Raw genomic sequence first — 13918 nt, 5'->3', positions numbered from 1 at the left:
ATCGTTGACGTCCATCGCGAGCAAGCTCGCTCCTACAGGAGTCCGGTTTGATTCAGGAGTTGCTTCAGGGCTGCCTGCTCGGTGGCGGTGCCTCTGGCGAGGATGTGCTTGAGGTGTTGCTCAATCTGCGTCAACGGCGCAGGCACCTCGGGCAGGTTCAGGTGCTCGGGCAAAATCTCGTCACCCGTACTGACCAGCAACGCAAAGTGAATGACGTTTTCCAGCTCCCGGGTATTGCCCGGCCAGCTGTGCTGTTCCAGCAACTGCTGGGCGGCTTCGCTGATCAGCGGCACCGGCAAGTCCAGGCGCTGACTGTAGATACCGAGGAAATATTCGGACAACGACAGAATGTCGCCGACCCGCTCGCGCAGCGCCGGCAGTTCGAGCTGACCTTCACTGAGGTAGTGATAAAGCCGCTCATGGAATTTACCGGCAGCCACGGCTTGCGCCAGATCAATGCTGGTGGCGGCCACGAGACGCACGTCCACCGGGCTCGGTTGAGGCGCACCGACACGGGTGACTTCATGGTTTTCCAATGCGGCGAGCAACTTGATCTGGATCGGCAGCGGCAAGTCGCCGATCTCGTCCAGATACAGCGTGCCGCCATTGGCCGAACCGAACCAACCGGCGCGACTGCTTGCCGAGCCGCTGTAACTGCCGGCCGCATAGCCGAACAATTCGGCGTCGGCGTAGGTCGGGCTGATCGCGCCGCAATTGACCGAGACGAATAACCCACCGCGATCACTGGCGCGATGGATGTGCCGCGCCAACAGCTCTTTACCGCTACCGGTTTCACCACGGATCAATACGGAAATCGAACGCGGCGCCAGTTGCTCCAGCTCCTCGCGCAATTGACGCGAGCGCGGATCAACGAACACCAGCGCCTTGGCGCGGATGCTCAGTGGACTTTTTTCTGCGTCGGGAAAGGTCAGCAGCGGCTGACCGAAGGCTTCAAAACTCATGGCAGGCTCCCGGCCAAAACCGCCGGGAGGCGGGGGCCGTTTTTAAAAAAAGAAAATGCTCAAGCGCGGCGCAGGGCGTGGTGTTCCATGCGGTTTTGCAGGCGATACAGGTAAGCAAAACCCTGCTCCCAACGCTGGTGACCGGACTTCACGTTGATGTGCCCGGCACACGACAGAATCCCCGCCTCGGCGCCCCAGTTACGCGCCAGTTCCAGGGCACGCGGTGCGCTGACGGCATTGTCGTTGTCGGAGCTGACGACCTGGCTCGGAAACGGCAAAAGGTGGGTCGGAATCGGTGCGAAGTTGCGCAACGCCGGCGCGCAGGCCGGGCGCTCGACGTCCGCCGGCGCGACCAGCAGGGCGCCGCGCACCTGACGCAAAAAATTCAGCGGTGCAGTGGCCGCCCAATGCGCGACCGTGATGCAACCCAGGCTGTGGGCAATCAAAATCACCGGCGTGCTGTCGGCGGCAATCGCCTCGGCCAGCGCCGCGACCCAGTCTTCACGACGTGGTGTCAGCCAGTCGGCCTGCTCCACCCGCGCGCTGTTCGGCAGGCTGTTCTGCCAGTGGCTTTGCCAATGATCTTCTGGCGATCCTTGCCAGCCCGGCACAATCAGGTAGCGAATTGATTCGTTGCGCATGGGGAACTCTCCTGCTGCGTGTCTGTTCCCGGTCGAGTATAGGGAGGAGAGTTATATTCGTTAAGGAATAAGAAGCTATTTATTAAGATCAATATCGAATATATCTTGCTTTCCTGTGGGAGCTAGCCTGCTAGCGAAAGCGGACTGTCAGTCAGCATCAATGCCGTCTGATCCGCCGCATTCGCTAGCAGGCTAGCTCCCACAAGGGATTTGTGTTTTTCCTGAGGAATAAAAAAGGGGCCGCACCCTGCCAAGGAGACGGCCCCGGAAACTCAAAATCTGTAGCGAGATGATTGGCGGAAACGGTTATCTAATAAAGGAATATTTAATTACTTTGTTAGGCCTTAATCGCATATGCCAATCACTCCATAGGTCATAACTTAGCGTCCCTTTGGGTCAAATTGATGACCAGCGTTTGAGTTTCCGGATGTATCAATCAAGCCCGAGCCGTATGCACTTCCTGCGGCTCGACGGTTTCCTTGCGAACAAAGCGGTTTGCCCGCGCAAACGTACCGATATCATTGAAGCGCACGCCCATCTCGCACATCACCTTATGCGCCACCGATGCCGTCATCTGGCGGATGTAGAACGGCTCCTTCACCACAAAGTGATGAATGCCGTGAGTGCTGCCGAAGTTGAAGCAGAACGCCTGCAACGGCCACAGCCACCATGCGTTCAACACTTGCGTCTGTTGCATGACGTTGCCCGGCTCCACATCACCGTAGTAGTGCATGTTGGAGCTGACAAAGTGCAGGCAGAACGTGCGCAACACGTTCGGGCCGATGATCACCACCACCGCGATGTCGATCACCTGCATCACCGAGAGCGTGGTCGCCGACCATTCGATCGGTGCCCCCAGTAGATGCGCAATGCCGTTGGCGGCGTGGAAGCCGAGGAACACGTACCACGCGCCCCAATGCACCAGCGCGAGTGGCGCATAAACCTTCAATGCGCGCTTGATGATGCTGAACTTGTGCTCCCACGTCTGGGCCCGCAGCATGCGGATGAACGCCGACATCACGTTGTCGCCGACCATCAACAGCCGTGCAAAACCCCAGGGCTCGCCGTTGGTGATCGCCCGTTCTTCCATGTCGGTTTCCGTGCCGGAGACCTTGTGGTGGTTGAGGTGCAGATGCCGACGAATCCACGGGTTGATCGTGCTCGGCCGCGCCAGCCAGACCAGGCCCATCATCAGGTTGTGCGGCACCCGCTGTTTACGAAAGTACATGCTATGAATCAGGTCGTGTTCCAACTCGTGGGTCAATGAGGCAAAGAACGCGTTGAGCAGCAGGCACACCCACCAGGCCATATGCCCGGTGAGGTAGAGCGCCGCAGAGCCGACCATTCCGGCCAGGGCGAAGGCCAGAATGCCCGCACCCAAGGCGTCCTGATGGTTGAGAATCGGGTAACGTTTGCGCAGTTCGACCCCTCTGGCCAGCACCACTTCGCGAATATGCGCAGATCGCTGGGCTGCATTCAGTCGCTGGGGACTTGCAGAAGTACCTTCCATGCTTCCATCCTCTGGTTATTGATGTTCGCATCCTGCCTTGTGAACCCTCACAACGCGGTAGCCGTGGACGCCAACCTGTTGACCGGAAGCGCCAATCAGCATGACTGAACCGACCTCCCTCGCCAGCTGGACCCGCGCCCTGCGCAAGCAACTCGATGCGCTGGGCCTCGACAGCACCGCCCTGTGTCACCAGGCGGGGCTAGACCCGCAATTGATGGACGACCCGAACGCCCGTTACCCGTTGTCCGGCACCACGCGCCTGTGGGAAATCGCCGTGCAGGTCAGTGGCGATCCGGCGATCGGCTTGCGCGTGTCGCGGTTCGTCAGCCCGACCACGTTTCACGCGCTCGGTTATGCCCTGGTGGCCAGCGGCAGTTTGCGGGAAGTGTTCGAGCGCATCGTGCGGTATCACCAGGTGGTCAGCGATGCCCTGGAGCTTGAATTGAGCCGCGCCGAAGATCGCTACCACTTCCGCCTGAAAATCCCGCCAGGCAACCCGGCGCCGGCGTTCGAAGCCATCGACGCCTTCGCCGCCATTTACGTGCGCACCTGCCGCAATCGACTTGGCCGCGACTATGCGCCACTGGCGGTATACCTGCGCCGTCCGGAACCGGCCGACGCGCATCAATGGCACAAAGTCTTCCGCGCCCCGGTGTACTTTTCGGCCGACGAAGACCGGCTGGAGTTTTCCCTGATGGATTTCGACAGTCACCTGGACGACGCCAATCCGGAACTGGCGGAACACAACGAAACCGTGCTCAAACGCACGCTGGCGCAACTCAAGCCCCTGACCTGGGAACGCAAGGTTCGCGACGCCATCGAAGAGCAATTGCCCGAAGGCGAACCCAGCGCCGAGCACATCGCCCAGGCCCTGCACCTGAGTTTGCGCAGCCTGCAACGGCATCTGGCGGATGAGGGTTGCCGGTTCGATACGCTGCTCAATGAAAGCCGCGAAAACCTGGCATTGCTGCACCTGCGCGACCCGCAATGCTCGTTGAGCGAGATCAGTTATTTGTTGGGGTTTGCCGATACGAGCAGCTTCAGCCGCGCGTTCAAGCGCTGGACGGGGATGACGCCGGGGCAGTTTCGGGATGGGTTGCGGTGATCAGCTTTTGGTCAAACTGCGGGCAACACCTGATTCCCACTGCTCCATCATCGCGTTACCGATCTCGGTAAAAACGCCGTTTGCCTTGATGTAATCAGCCATCTCCACCATCGCTACATCCACCCCATGGGCGACTTGCTGCAGCAGTTCATTGCAGCGTCCCTCGGTCAAATTGCAGGCCGAACGACCAAAACGCATCAGCATTTTGTACTTCGGCCATGCTTTTGATCCGCCTAACAGCAACGCCATGCTGTCCGACTTGATGTAAACCGAAGTCGTGACGATGTCGTACGTCGGAGCCAGCCTGATTGGCGCATCAACCCCGCAGTGTTCGTAGAGCACACCGAAATTCTTGAGGTGAGCATCACCGTTCTTGAGAGCGGACGACAACGCAACAATTCTAAAAAACGACTCCAGCGCCTGATTAAGCAACGGCGGAGAAACAAACTCTTTGATCTGCCTTGCGGCACCTTCATATGAGCCATCGTATTTGGCTTTCGACGGCCACGCATTGAGCACGCAAAAATCTTCGAACCCCAAATACCCTTTTTCATTCAGATCGAAGCGTTCGACGACCAGAAATTTGCCGTGCTCGCTGAGTTCAAACTTCGGCACCTCAAGGCCCGAATGCAGTGCAGCCCGCATGCAAAAATACTCGTTGGCCGCGAGTTCGGGGTATTCCTCCGGGCGAAAGGACTTGACCAGATGCGTTGCGCCTCGGTGGGTCAGCCGGTCGATGGTTGTCGCACTGTCACGGACCAGTACCTTGGGCTGCACGCCGGAAACTCCCGAATATTGGCCATAGGTATGCAACAGATCCTCGAAAAGACCTTGTGCACCGTCATGAACAAGAAGGTCGGCCAGGCTGGTTTCAGGTGGCCGGTCGCTCGCATCTTGCGCATTTGCAATGCCTACTCGTCCAAGCTGGTACGGGCCAACGATCGCCAGCATCGCAAAGTCATCGAACCCCCGAACCGCTTTGCTGAAACGACGAACCAATTCATCGCGCAGAGAACCCTCCGGCAGGTTCATTTCAAAAATTGGCGGTACACCTCGCTCCCACGTGTAGCTTTCCAGGCGCACCGGCATCGTCAGCGAAACGGCGCTTTCTTCAGGTGCGTCTGCGGTGTACGTAAAGACTGAATCGCTGCGGGACTGACCACGGCCGAGCGTGCCGACTGCGCTTGCAGAGACGCGGATGTTCAGCCGGTCCTTTTCCTGAGGTTCACCCATGGAAATTGACCTTTTTCAGAGAGTCGAGAGTCGGGCGCTTCGACTGACGGGGCACGGCGGTGAGTTCATAACCGAAGCCATTCAGGATCGCCTCGACCTTACGCAGACCGATTTCGGAGAGGGTATTGTTCTCGATACCTGAAATGGTGGAGCGGCTCATACCGTACTGTTTTGCCAGTGCCTGCTGAGAAAGCTTGTGCTCTTTGCGTAGCAAGCGGATCAGTTCACCAAGGTTTTCCATTGAGCCACCTGCATCGTATACCGTGCAAAATTCATAAGAATGTAGTTATGCATTGTATTTAGTGCAGGTTTAACACGAAGTCCAGTTCATTTTTTAACCAGACTCCAGTTCTCAGCGCCCCCGATCCCGCCGCAACAACTTGCGCACCCGCGCCACCAGCTCGCTCACGGCAAACGGCTTGAGCAAATAATCGTCCTCATGCAACTCCAACCCGCGCAAGCGATCCTCGATACCATCCTTGGTGGTGAGGAACAGCACTGGCGTCTCACCGAGCTTGCGGATCTGTTGCTGCAACTGCCAGCCGTTCAACCCCGGCAGCATGACGTCAAGAATGATCAGTTCATATTCGCCGGACTCAATGAAGCGGCGGCCGTCCATACCGTTGAGCGCCACATCCACCGTGTAACTCGCCTCGCTCAGGCCCTTGGCCAGGAGTTTGGCGGTCTCCGGTTCGTCTTCCACTAACAGCACACGCATGGCACACCTCGATTATCGTCATCACAGGCTAGGCGCGTTCGCGTACAAAGCCCACCAATAACGCCGTATTTCAAAAAATCGCCAACGCCCGCAACCGCTCGGCATCCAGAATTTCGATCTCGCCGTACTTCAGATTCAGAATCCCCTGACCCTGCAAATCCTTTAGGAGCTGATTGGTGGTCTGGCGTGACAGCGACAACATTGAAGCCAGTTGTTCCTGCGGCAGTTGCAACACCCGTCGCGGCGGGTCGATTTCGCCGTAACCCTTGGCGATCATCAGCAAGCGATGCGCCAACCGTGCCGGCGCCGGCATCAGGCTCAGCTGTTCGAGATTGATGAAGGTCAGGCGCAGCTTCTGACTCATCAGCAATGCCAGTTGCCGCCAGTACACCGGTTGCTCATCCAGCATGGCCAACAACGCCGTTTGCGGGATGTGCAACAGGATGCACTGACCCAGACCGAACGCATCGTGGGTGCGCGGCTGACCGTCGAACAGACAGATTTCACCGAACCAGTGCGGCGATTCCACCAGGCTCAGCAGCGCCTCCTTGCCCTGCTCGCTCACTGCGCCAATGCGCACCGCACCTTCGATCACGGCGTACAGGCCGCACGGCGGATCACCGCGTTTGAACAGCCGCTGCCCCGATGACAGGCGCCGCACCTTGGCCGCGGCCAGCAGACTATTCTGTAAGGGTGCAGGTAAATGGCTGAACCATTGCCCCGTCATCAGACGCGTACGCCAAACCTGCATGTCCATCAAAACTCCTGGAGATTGTCGCCTGGCTGACAGAGCGAGAGGTGAACCCGGGGCATGATCAATCACCCTACAGGAGGAATAACAATGAAAAGCCTCGTTGACCATCTCAGTCAATACGCCGCTTACCACCGTGACCCGCGCAATATTGCCAGCCACTTTATCGGCATTCCGCTGATTGTCGTGGCGGTGGCGGTGTTGCTGTCCCGTCCGCAATGGGCCGCAGGCTGGCTTTCGCCGGCGGTGCTGGTGGCGCTGGCCTCGGCCTGGTTCTACCTGCGCCTGGAATTGCGCCTCGGGGTATTGATGACGGTGTTGCTCGGTCTGTGCATTTGGGCGGGTCAAGTGCTGGCACAGCAAAGCACGCTGGTGTGGCTGGCAAGCGGAATCGGGATGTTTGTGATCGGCTGGGCGATTCAGTTTGTCGGGCATCACTATGAAGGACGCAAGCCGGCGTTTGTCGATGATGTGACGGGGCTGATTGTCGGGCCGTTGTTTGTGGTGGTTGAGCTGGCGTTTTTGCTGGGGATGCGGCGGGATTTGAAAGAGCAGATCGAGGCGCGGGTTGGGGGTGTTCGGGTCAATCCGAATCGCGCCGCTGCGTAGATCGCTTTGCCTCGCTCCTACAGGTCTAGGTGATCCGTAGGAGCGAGGCTTGCCCGCGAAGCTTTTGCTTTAGATGTTGGCGACTTTCTGCCAGACCTTCGGCTTGAAGAACAAGGTTTCGCCCTTCGCCAACCCGATCAGGCTGTCGTGATCCTTCACCACTTCAGCTTCGATCAGTTCGCTCTGGCCTTCGACCTTCAACGTCACCCGGGTCGTCGCGCCCAGCGGACGAATATCGCGCACCTCGGCCGCGTGGTGGTCGTCCAGTTCATGCCGCGACAGCGACACTTCGTGCGGACGGAACAGCACGTGATTGTCCTCGCCCAAATGCAGACGGTTCGAATCGCCGAGGAAGTGATAAACGAAATCGCTGGCCGGGTTTTCGTAAACGTCGCCCGGTGAACCGATCTGCTCGATCACGCCCTTGTTCATCACCACGATGCGATCGGCGACTTCCATCGCCTCTTCCTGGTCGTGGGTCACGAACACGGAAGTCAGGTTGATATCTTCGTGCAACCGCGCCAGCCAGCGACGCAGCTCTTTACGGACCTTGGCGTCGAGTGCGCCGAAAGGTTCGTCGAGCAGCAGGACTTTCGGTTCTACCGCCAGGGCACGGGCCAACGCGATACGCTGACGTTGACCACCGGAGAGTTGCTCCGGGTAGCGATCCGACAACCAGTCCAGTTGCACCATGTTCAGCAACTCATGGACTTTCACCGCGATCTGGCTTTCGCTCGGGCGCTGGTTTTTCGGTTTCATGCGCAGGCCGAACGCGACGTTGTCGAACACCGTCATGTGGCGGAACAACGCATAGTGCTGGAACACGAAACCGACGTTGCGATCACGCACGTCATGGCCGGAAACGTCTTCACCGTGGAACACGATGCTGCCCTTATCCGGAGTTTCCAGACCGGCGATGATCCGCAGCAGCGTGGTCTTGCCGCAACCCGACGGGCCGAGCAGCGCCACGAGTTCGCCGCTCTGAATGTCCAGGCTGATGTCATTGAGCGCCTTGAACGCATTGAAATTCTTGCTGACGTTACGCACTTCGATCGACATGAATTATTCCTCCGCGGCGCTGGCGCGCAGGCGGTTAATACGGTTTTCGCTCCACTGCTTGAGCAGCAGGATGAAGAGCGCCAGGATCAGCAACAGGCTCGCCACGGCGAACGCGGCCACGTGGTTGTATTCGTTGTAGAGAATCTCGACGTGCAGCGGCAAGGTGTTGGTCACCCCGCGAATGTGCCCGGAAACCACCGACACCGCACCGAACTCACCCATCGCCCGCGCCGTGCACAGCACCACGCCGTAGATCAGGCCCCATTTGATATTGGGAACGGTGACGTGCCAGAACATCTGCCAGCCATTGGCGCCGAGCAGACGCGCGGCCTCTTCTTCCTGAGTGCCCTGCTCCTGCATCAACGGGATCAGCTCGCGCGCCACGAATGGCACGGTGACGAAAATCGTCGCCAGCACGATGCCCGGCAGGGCGAAGACGATCTGAATGTCGTGATCCTGCAACCACGGGCCGAACAAACCCTGGGCGCCGAACATCAGCACGTAGACCAGACCGGCGATCACCGGCGACACCGAAAACGGCAGGTCGATCAGGGTCACCAGCATGCTCTTGCCACGGAACGAGTACTTGCTCACGCACCACGCGGCGCTGACACCGAACACCAGGTTCAGCGGCACCGAAATCAGCACGGCGATCACCGTGAGCTTCAATGCGGACAAGGCGTCCGGTTCGAAGATCGCGGTGAAGAACGCGCCCAAGCCGTTTTTCAGACCCTGGGACACGACGATAAACAACGGCAACACCAAAAACAGGATGAAGACCAGCCAGCACAGGCCGATCAGGATTCGCCGCGACGTGGCACTGCCACGGCGGGCAGCGTTGGCCGAAGAGGCGGCCGCAATAGACGATTGGGACATGGTTCGCGCCTCCTTATGGGGTTTCGATGCGGCGTTGCAGCAAGTTGATCAGCAGCAACAGGACGAAGGAAACCACCAGCATCAGTACACCAATGGAGGTAGCGCCGGTGTAATCGTATTGGTCGAGTTTGACCATGATCAGCAGCGGCAGGATCTCGGTTTTCATCGGCATGTTGCCGGCGATGAAAATCACCGAGCCGTACTCGCCGACCCCGCGGGCAAAGGCCAGCGCGAAACCGGTCAACCAGGCGGGCAGCAGCGCGGGCACCAGAATATGGCGGAAAACCTGCAACGGTTTTGCACCAAGGCACGCCGCCGCCTCTTCCACTTCACGGGGGATATCGGCCAATACTGGCTGTACCGTACGTACTACGAATGGAAGCGTTACAAAAGTCAGCGCCAGCGTGATGCCGAGGGGGGTATACGCGATCTTGAAGCCAAGATCCGCCGCGAACTGACCCACCAGCCCGGTCGGGGTGTACAACGCGGTCAGCGCGATACCGGCCACGGCCGTGGGCAATGCGAAGGGCAGATCGATCATCGCATCGATGATTTTGCGACCCGGGAAGGTGTAGCGCACCAGCACCCAGGCCAGCAGCGTGCCGATGATGCCGTTGATGATCGCGGCATAGAGCGCGGTGCCGAAGCTCAGCTTCAACGCCGCCAGCACGCGAGGCGCCGAGATGATCGCCCAGAACTGATCCCAGGTGAGTTGGGCGGCATGCACGAACATCGCCGCCAGTGGAATGAGCACAATCAGGCTGAGGTACACCAAGGTGTAGCCCAGCGTCAGCCCGAAGCCGGGTATGACGGGGGAGATACGACGCGACATAAAAGTCCTTGGTTGAGAACGCGCAAAGCCCCGACGGTTAAATCGGGGCTCGTTTATGACCTACAGCAGATTACTGCGCCGAGTAGATCTGGTCGAACACGCCACCGTCATTGAAGAATTTCGGCTGCGCGGTTTTCCAGCCGCCGAAGTCCTTGTCGATGGTCACCAGGTCCAGTTTCGGGAACTGCTGGGCGTACTTCGCGGCGACATCCTTGTCACGTGGACGATAGAAGTTTTTCGCCGCGATTTCCTGGCCGGCCGGGCTGTACAGGTGCTTGAGGTACGCTTCGGCGATCTGTTCGTTGCCTTTCTTCTCGGCGTTTTTGTCGACGACGGCGACTGGCGGCTCAGCGAGGATCGACAGCGAAGGCACGACGATTTCGAACTTGTCGGCGCCGCCGTCTTCTTTCAGGGCCAGGAAGGCTTCGTTTTCCCAGGCCAGCAACACGTCACCCTGACCGTTGTTGACGAAGGTGATGGTCGAACCGCGAGCACCGGTGTCCAGCACTGGCACGTGCTTGAACAGGGTTTGTACGTATTCTTTGGCTTTGGCCTCGTCGCCGCCGTTGGCTTTCAGGCCATAGGCCCAGGCCGCGAGGAAGTTCCAGCGTGCACCGCCGGAGGTTTTCGGGTTGGGGGTGATGACCGACACGTCGTTCTTGACCAGGTCGCCCCAGTCCTTGATGCCTTTAGGGTTGCCCTTGCGCACCAGGAACACGATGGTCGAGGTGTACGGCGTGCTCGCTTCCGGCAGACGCTTCTGCCAGTCCGCCGGCAGGGTTTTACCGAGCTTGGCGATTTCGTCGATGTCACCGGCCAGGGCCAGGGTTACCACGTCGGCGCGCAGACCGTCGATCACCGCACGGCCCTGCTTGCCCGAACCACCGTGGGATTGCTGGATCTTCACGTTGTCGCCAGCGTGATCTTTCTGCCAGAACTTCACGAACTCAGCGTTGTAATCCTGATACAGCTCGCGAGTCGGGTCGTACGACACATTGAGCAGCTCGTAATCCTTTGCAACCGCGGAACCCGCAAAAAGGGCACTGGCCAGGGCGGCCAAAGCGAAATGACGAATCGACGACATGGTGAAAGCTCCTGGAATTCTTGGTGTGTTGGCTTTTTTTATGGTTGCGGGAATCGGGTTGCCGGTTGTTTAGCTCGGTTTGTTGCTTGGGTTCTGCAAACGGAATTTTTCCTTGCGTTCGATCTGGACCACCTGAGCGTTGTGCACGGTGATTTCCACGGCGCCGAACCGCAGGTCGCGCAAGGCGCTCTGGATCTCGCGCAAGATGGTGGCTTCGTCTTGACCGTCAACGCTACGTAGGGATGCGCTCATGGTGCTGCTCCTTCGACTGAGAGGTTGCCTGGCAGTGTCCGGCACTGCTTGCGGCGTGAGGCCAATAGTAGATAGGTGCGGATATTCTTAAAAAGACTATTTAAGAATGTTTATATAACCAAAATAAAATGTTTGTCGCGGCGAGGATTTACGTGTGCGTGACGCATCAAAGATTTAAAAATCGCAACCATCTTTTGTCCGTACGCGGTCCTTGTAGGAGCATGGCTTGCCAGCGAAGAGGACCTTGAAATTCATGTAGATATCGAGGTCGCCTTCGCTGGCAAGCCATGCTCCAGGGGATCTGTGTGTGGCGGTAATTTTTGCATGGTCAGTGAATTTCGGGGGCGTGCATCCAGTCCAGCAGATCAGCCGGCACCGGCCGCCCGAACCAATACCCCTGCCCCAGATCACAGCCCTGCTCGAGCAGGAAACCCGCCTGCTCGACCTGCTCGATCCCTTCGGCATGCACTTGCATCCCCATGCTCTGCGCCAGGGCGATGATCACGCGCACGATGGCCCCATCATCCTCATCCCACGGCAACCCGGCCACGAAGCCCTGATCGATCTTGAGCTTCTGTACCGGCAAACGCTTGAGTCGCAACAACGACGAATACCCGGTACCAAAGTCATCGATGGCCAGCCGTACGCCGAGCTCGCGCAAGCGATGCATCTGCTCCAGCGCTACTTCCGGATCGTCCATCACCGCGCTTTCGGTCACTTCCAGCTCCAGAAACGCCGGAACCAGACCGGTTTCACGCAGCACCTGCGCCACCTGCTGATACAGCTCACGGCGAGCAAACAATCGCGACGAAACATTCACCGCGACAAACGACAACGCGACCCCGGCCTGTTGCCACTGGCACATCTGCTGACACGCCTGGCGCATGACCCAGGCATCGATCTCGGCGATCAACCCGGTGCGTTCGGCAATGGGGATGAACTCCGCTGGCGACACCAGCCCCCGTTGCGGGTGCTCCCAGCGCACCAGCGCCTCGACACCCACCAGGCGACGGGTCATGAGGTCGTGAACCGGCTGGTAATACACCCGCAACTCCTGCTGCTCCAGCGCACGGCGCAGTTCGAACGCGGTCTCGACCCGTTGCTGGGCATGAGCGGTCAATTCTTCGGTGTAGAGAGCGTAGCCATCGCGGCCAGCGCTTTTGGCCTTGAACAAGGCCGAGTCGGCGTTGCGCAGCAGTTGTTCAGCGCTCAAGGCATCGCCGGGGAACAGACTGATGCCGATGCTGGCGTTGATGAACAGTTGATGGCCATCAATGTGGAACGGCTCCTTGAGTCCGTCGACGATCCGCTGAGCCAGTGCCGCGGCATGCACCAACTGCGGGCAACTTTCAGCCAATACAGCGAACTCGTCGCCGCCCAGCCGCGCCAACGTGATGCCCGGGCCGAACATGGCCTTCAAGCGCTCGGCCACGGCCTTGAGCAGCTGGTCACCAATCGTGTGCCCGAGGCTGTCGTTGATCATCTTGAAGTGATCCAGATCGATCATCAGCAACGCACAGCCGCGCTTGTGGATCTGCGCCGACGCCAATGCCTGCCCGGCACGGTCGGTGAACAGCAGGCGGTTGGGCAGATCGGTCAGCGGATCGTGGTGAGCCAGGTATTTGAGTTCGTGCTCGGAATCCTTGATCGCGCTGATGTCGGAGAACACCGCGACGTAGTGACTGAGCTGGCCCTGATCGTCGTGAATCAGGCGGATCGTCTGCCATTGCGGGTAGATTTCGCCGCTCTTGCGCCGGTTCCAGATTTCCCCGCTCCACTCACCGCAACTGTTCAGAGTCGCGAACATCGCCTGGTAGAACGCTGCCGGGTGATGGCCGGACTTGAACAGGCTGGGTTGCTGACCCAGAACTTCTTCACGTGGGTAACCGGTGATTTCCATGAACGCCCGGTTCACGTGGACGATCACCCCCTTGCTATTGGTGACCAGCACGCCTTCGCGGGTGCAGTCGAACACGGCGGCCGCCTGACGCAAACGCTCGCGATCTTCTTGGCGCTCACGCAATGTGGCGCCGATGCCCAGGCAACGGAGCAATCGCGCTCGAGCAATAAAGATCAACCCGGCGCTCAGCAAGACCCAGGCGTAACCGTTGATCAGTTGCCAACGCAGAAGCTCGTCGGAGCTATCGAAGAAACTGTTCAATAAATAACCGCTGAACTGCAGCCAGACTACAGATAGCAACAGATAAAGCAGCGCTGCACGCAAAGCGTCGCGATAGGTGGCAGACATTCGGTCGTCCATGTCCCTACAAAAGGGTTGGAATTATA

General features: G+C 58.9%; 15 protein-coding genes. 2 read left to right on the top strand and 13 right to left on the bottom strand.

Features of this window, described 5'->3' with window-relative positions; all coding sequences use genetic code 11:
* Positions 1-32 precede the first annotated feature (32 nt).
* The 3 genes from ACA066_RS00925 to ACA066_RS00915 form a co-directional block, all read right to left on the bottom strand.
* Entirely contained in the window at positions 33-962 is a 930-nt protein-coding gene (locus tag ACA066_RS00925; RefSeq protein WP_497697760.1) for a sigma 54-interacting transcriptional regulator, read from the bottom strand.
* Positions 963-1021: 59 nt separating this feature from the next.
* Positions 1022-1603: an alpha/beta hydrolase gene (locus ACA066_RS00920; protein WP_497697759.1), complete on the bottom strand. Its 582-nt coding sequence runs from the start codon at positions 1601-1603 to the stop codon at positions 1022-1024.
* Between the two features lie 436 nt (positions 1604-2039).
* Entirely contained in the window at positions 2040-3113 is a 1074-nt protein-coding gene (locus ACA066_RS00915) for a fatty acid desaturase (protein ID WP_497697758.1), read from the bottom strand.
* Between the two features lie 100 nt (positions 3114-3213).
* Between ACA066_RS00915 and ACA066_RS00910 the strand changes: the two genes are divergently transcribed.
* A complete protein-coding gene (locus ACA066_RS00910) occupies positions 3214-4218 on the top strand; it encodes an AraC family transcriptional regulator (RefSeq protein ID WP_497697757.1) in 1005 nt (334 codons plus the stop codon).
* On the opposite strand, the gene ACA066_RS00905 is transcribed toward ACA066_RS00910, so the two are convergent.
* The 4 genes from ACA066_RS00905 to ACA066_RS00890 form a co-directional block, all read right to left on the bottom strand.
* Complete coding sequence (locus ACA066_RS00905; RefSeq protein ID WP_497697756.1) at positions 4219-5451, bottom strand: type II toxin-antitoxin system HipA family toxin; 1233 nt, start codon at positions 5449-5451, stop codon at positions 4219-4221. It lies immediately after the preceding gene.
* A complete protein-coding gene (locus ACA066_RS00900) occupies positions 5444-5692 on the bottom strand; it encodes a helix-turn-helix domain-containing protein (protein ID WP_497697755.1) in 249 nt (82 codons plus the stop codon). Before ACA066_RS00900 ends, ACA066_RS00905 begins: the two co-directional genes overlap by 8 nt.
* 111 nt (positions 5693-5803) lie before the next feature.
* Positions 5804-6169, bottom strand: a complete 366-nt coding sequence (locus ACA066_RS00895) for a response regulator (RefSeq protein WP_497697754.1) — start codon at positions 6167-6169, stop codon at positions 5804-5806.
* A 70-nt stretch (positions 6170-6239) separates the two neighbouring features.
* Positions 6240-6926 carry a Crp/Fnr family transcriptional regulator gene (locus ACA066_RS00890; protein ID WP_497697753.1) on the bottom strand — a complete coding sequence of 229 codons (687 nt, stop codon included), beginning with the start codon at positions 6924-6926 and terminating at the stop codon, positions 6240-6242.
* An 84-nt stretch (positions 6927-7010) separates the two neighbouring features.
* Here ACA066_RS00890 and ACA066_RS00885 point away from each other — a divergent pair, with 84 nt between their 5' ends.
* Positions 7011-7529, top strand: coding sequence for an Mpo1 family 2-hydroxy fatty acid dioxygenase (locus ACA066_RS00885; protein WP_497697752.1), 519 nt, complete (start codon positions 7011-7013; stop codon positions 7527-7529).
* Positions 7530-7598: 69 nt separating this feature from the next.
* Here the strand turns inward: ACA066_RS00885 and ACA066_RS00880 are convergent, their stop codons facing one another.
* The 6 genes from ACA066_RS00880 to dibA form a co-directional block, all read right to left on the bottom strand.
* A complete protein-coding gene (locus ACA066_RS00880) occupies positions 7599-8588 on the bottom strand; it encodes a sulfate/molybdate ABC transporter ATP-binding protein (RefSeq protein ID WP_214380133.1) in 990 nt (329 codons plus the stop codon).
* 3 nt (positions 8589-8591) lie between these two features.
* Positions 8592-9464, bottom strand: a complete 873-nt coding sequence (cysW, locus tag ACA066_RS00875; RefSeq protein WP_214380132.1) for a sulfate ABC transporter permease subunit CysW — start codon at positions 9462-9464, stop codon at positions 8592-8594.
* Between the two features lie 13 nt (positions 9465-9477).
* Positions 9478-10296, bottom strand: coding sequence for a sulfate ABC transporter permease subunit CysT (gene cysT, locus ACA066_RS00870; protein WP_030131597.1), 819 nt, complete (start codon positions 10294-10296; stop codon positions 9478-9480).
* Between the two features lie 70 nt (positions 10297-10366).
* Entirely contained in the window at positions 10367-11380 is a 1014-nt protein-coding gene (locus ACA066_RS00865; protein WP_253434687.1) for a sulfate ABC transporter substrate-binding protein, read from the bottom strand.
* Positions 11381-11449: 69 nt separating this feature from the next.
* The gene (oscA, locus tag ACA066_RS00860) at positions 11450-11632 is read right to left on the bottom strand and encodes a sulfur starvation response protein OscA (protein WP_007945260.1); all 183 of its coding nucleotides are present in this window, start codon (positions 11630-11632) and stop codon (positions 11450-11452) included.
* Positions 11633-11960: 328 nt separating this feature from the next.
* Positions 11961-13880: a phosphodiesterase DibA gene (gene dibA / locus ACA066_RS00855; RefSeq protein ID WP_497697751.1), complete on the bottom strand. Its 1920-nt coding sequence runs from the start codon at positions 13878-13880 to the stop codon at positions 11961-11963.
* Positions 13881-13918 lie beyond the last annotated feature (38 nt).

This window comes from Pseudomonas sp. LBUM1651 (genome assembly GCF_059716135.1).
Note: the sequence above shows the minus strand (reverse complement) of the source record. Positions and strands in the feature narration are given on the sequence as shown.

What these genes read in the sequence shown, in the direction of transcription:
- ACA066_RS00925 (WP_497697760.1), bottom strand. Translation starts at nt 962, where the DNA reads ATGAGTTTTGAAGCCTTCGGTCAGCCGCTGCTGACCTTTCCCGACGCA.
- ACA066_RS00920 (WP_497697759.1), bottom strand. Translation starts at nt 1,603, where the DNA reads ATGCGCAACGAATCAATTCGCTACCTGATTGTGCCGGGCTGGCAAGGA.
- ACA066_RS00915 (WP_497697758.1), bottom strand. Translation starts at nt 3,113, where the DNA reads ATGGAAGGTACTTCTGCAAGTCCCCAGCGACTGAATGCAGCCCAGCGA.
- ACA066_RS00910 (WP_497697757.1), top strand. Translation starts at nt 3,214, where the DNA reads ATGACTGAACCGACCTCCCTCGCCAGCTGGACCCGCGCCCTGCGCAAG.
- ACA066_RS00905 (WP_497697756.1), bottom strand. Translation starts at nt 5,451, where the DNA reads ATGGGTGAACCTCAGGAAAAGGACCGGCTGAACATCCGCGTCTCTGCA.
- ACA066_RS00900 (WP_497697755.1), bottom strand. Translation starts at nt 5,692, where the DNA reads ATGGAAAACCTTGGTGAACTGATCCGCTTGCTACGCAAAGAGCACAAG.
- ACA066_RS00895 (WP_497697754.1), bottom strand. Translation starts at nt 6,169, where the DNA reads ATGCGTGTGCTGTTAGTGGAAGACGAACCGGAGACCGCCAAACTCCTG.
- ACA066_RS00890 (WP_497697753.1), bottom strand. Translation starts at nt 6,926, where the DNA reads ATGGACATGCAGGTTTGGCGTACGCGTCTGATGACGGGGCAATGGTTC.
- ACA066_RS00885 (WP_497697752.1), top strand. Translation starts at nt 7,011, where the DNA reads ATGAAAAGCCTCGTTGACCATCTCAGTCAATACGCCGCTTACCACCGT.
- ACA066_RS00880 (WP_214380133.1), bottom strand. Translation starts at nt 8,588, where the DNA reads ATGTCGATCGAAGTGCGTAACGTCAGCAAGAATTTCAATGCGTTCAAG.
- cysW (WP_214380132.1), bottom strand. Translation starts at nt 9,464, where the DNA reads ATGTCCCAATCGTCTATTGCGGCCGCCTCTTCGGCCAACGCTGCCCGC.
- cysT (WP_030131597.1), bottom strand. Translation starts at nt 10,296, where the DNA reads ATGTCGCGTCGTATCTCCCCCGTCATACCCGGCTTCGGGCTGACGCTG.
- ACA066_RS00865 (WP_253434687.1), bottom strand. Translation starts at nt 11,380, where the DNA reads ATGTCGTCGATTCGTCATTTCGCTTTGGCCGCCCTGGCCAGTGCCCTT.
- oscA (WP_007945260.1), bottom strand. Translation starts at nt 11,632, where the DNA reads ATGAGCGCATCCCTACGTAGCGTTGACGGTCAAGACGAAGCCACCATC.
- dibA (WP_497697751.1), bottom strand. Translation starts at nt 13,880, where the DNA reads ATGTCTGCCACCTATCGCGACGCTTTGCGTGCAGCGCTGCTTTATCTG.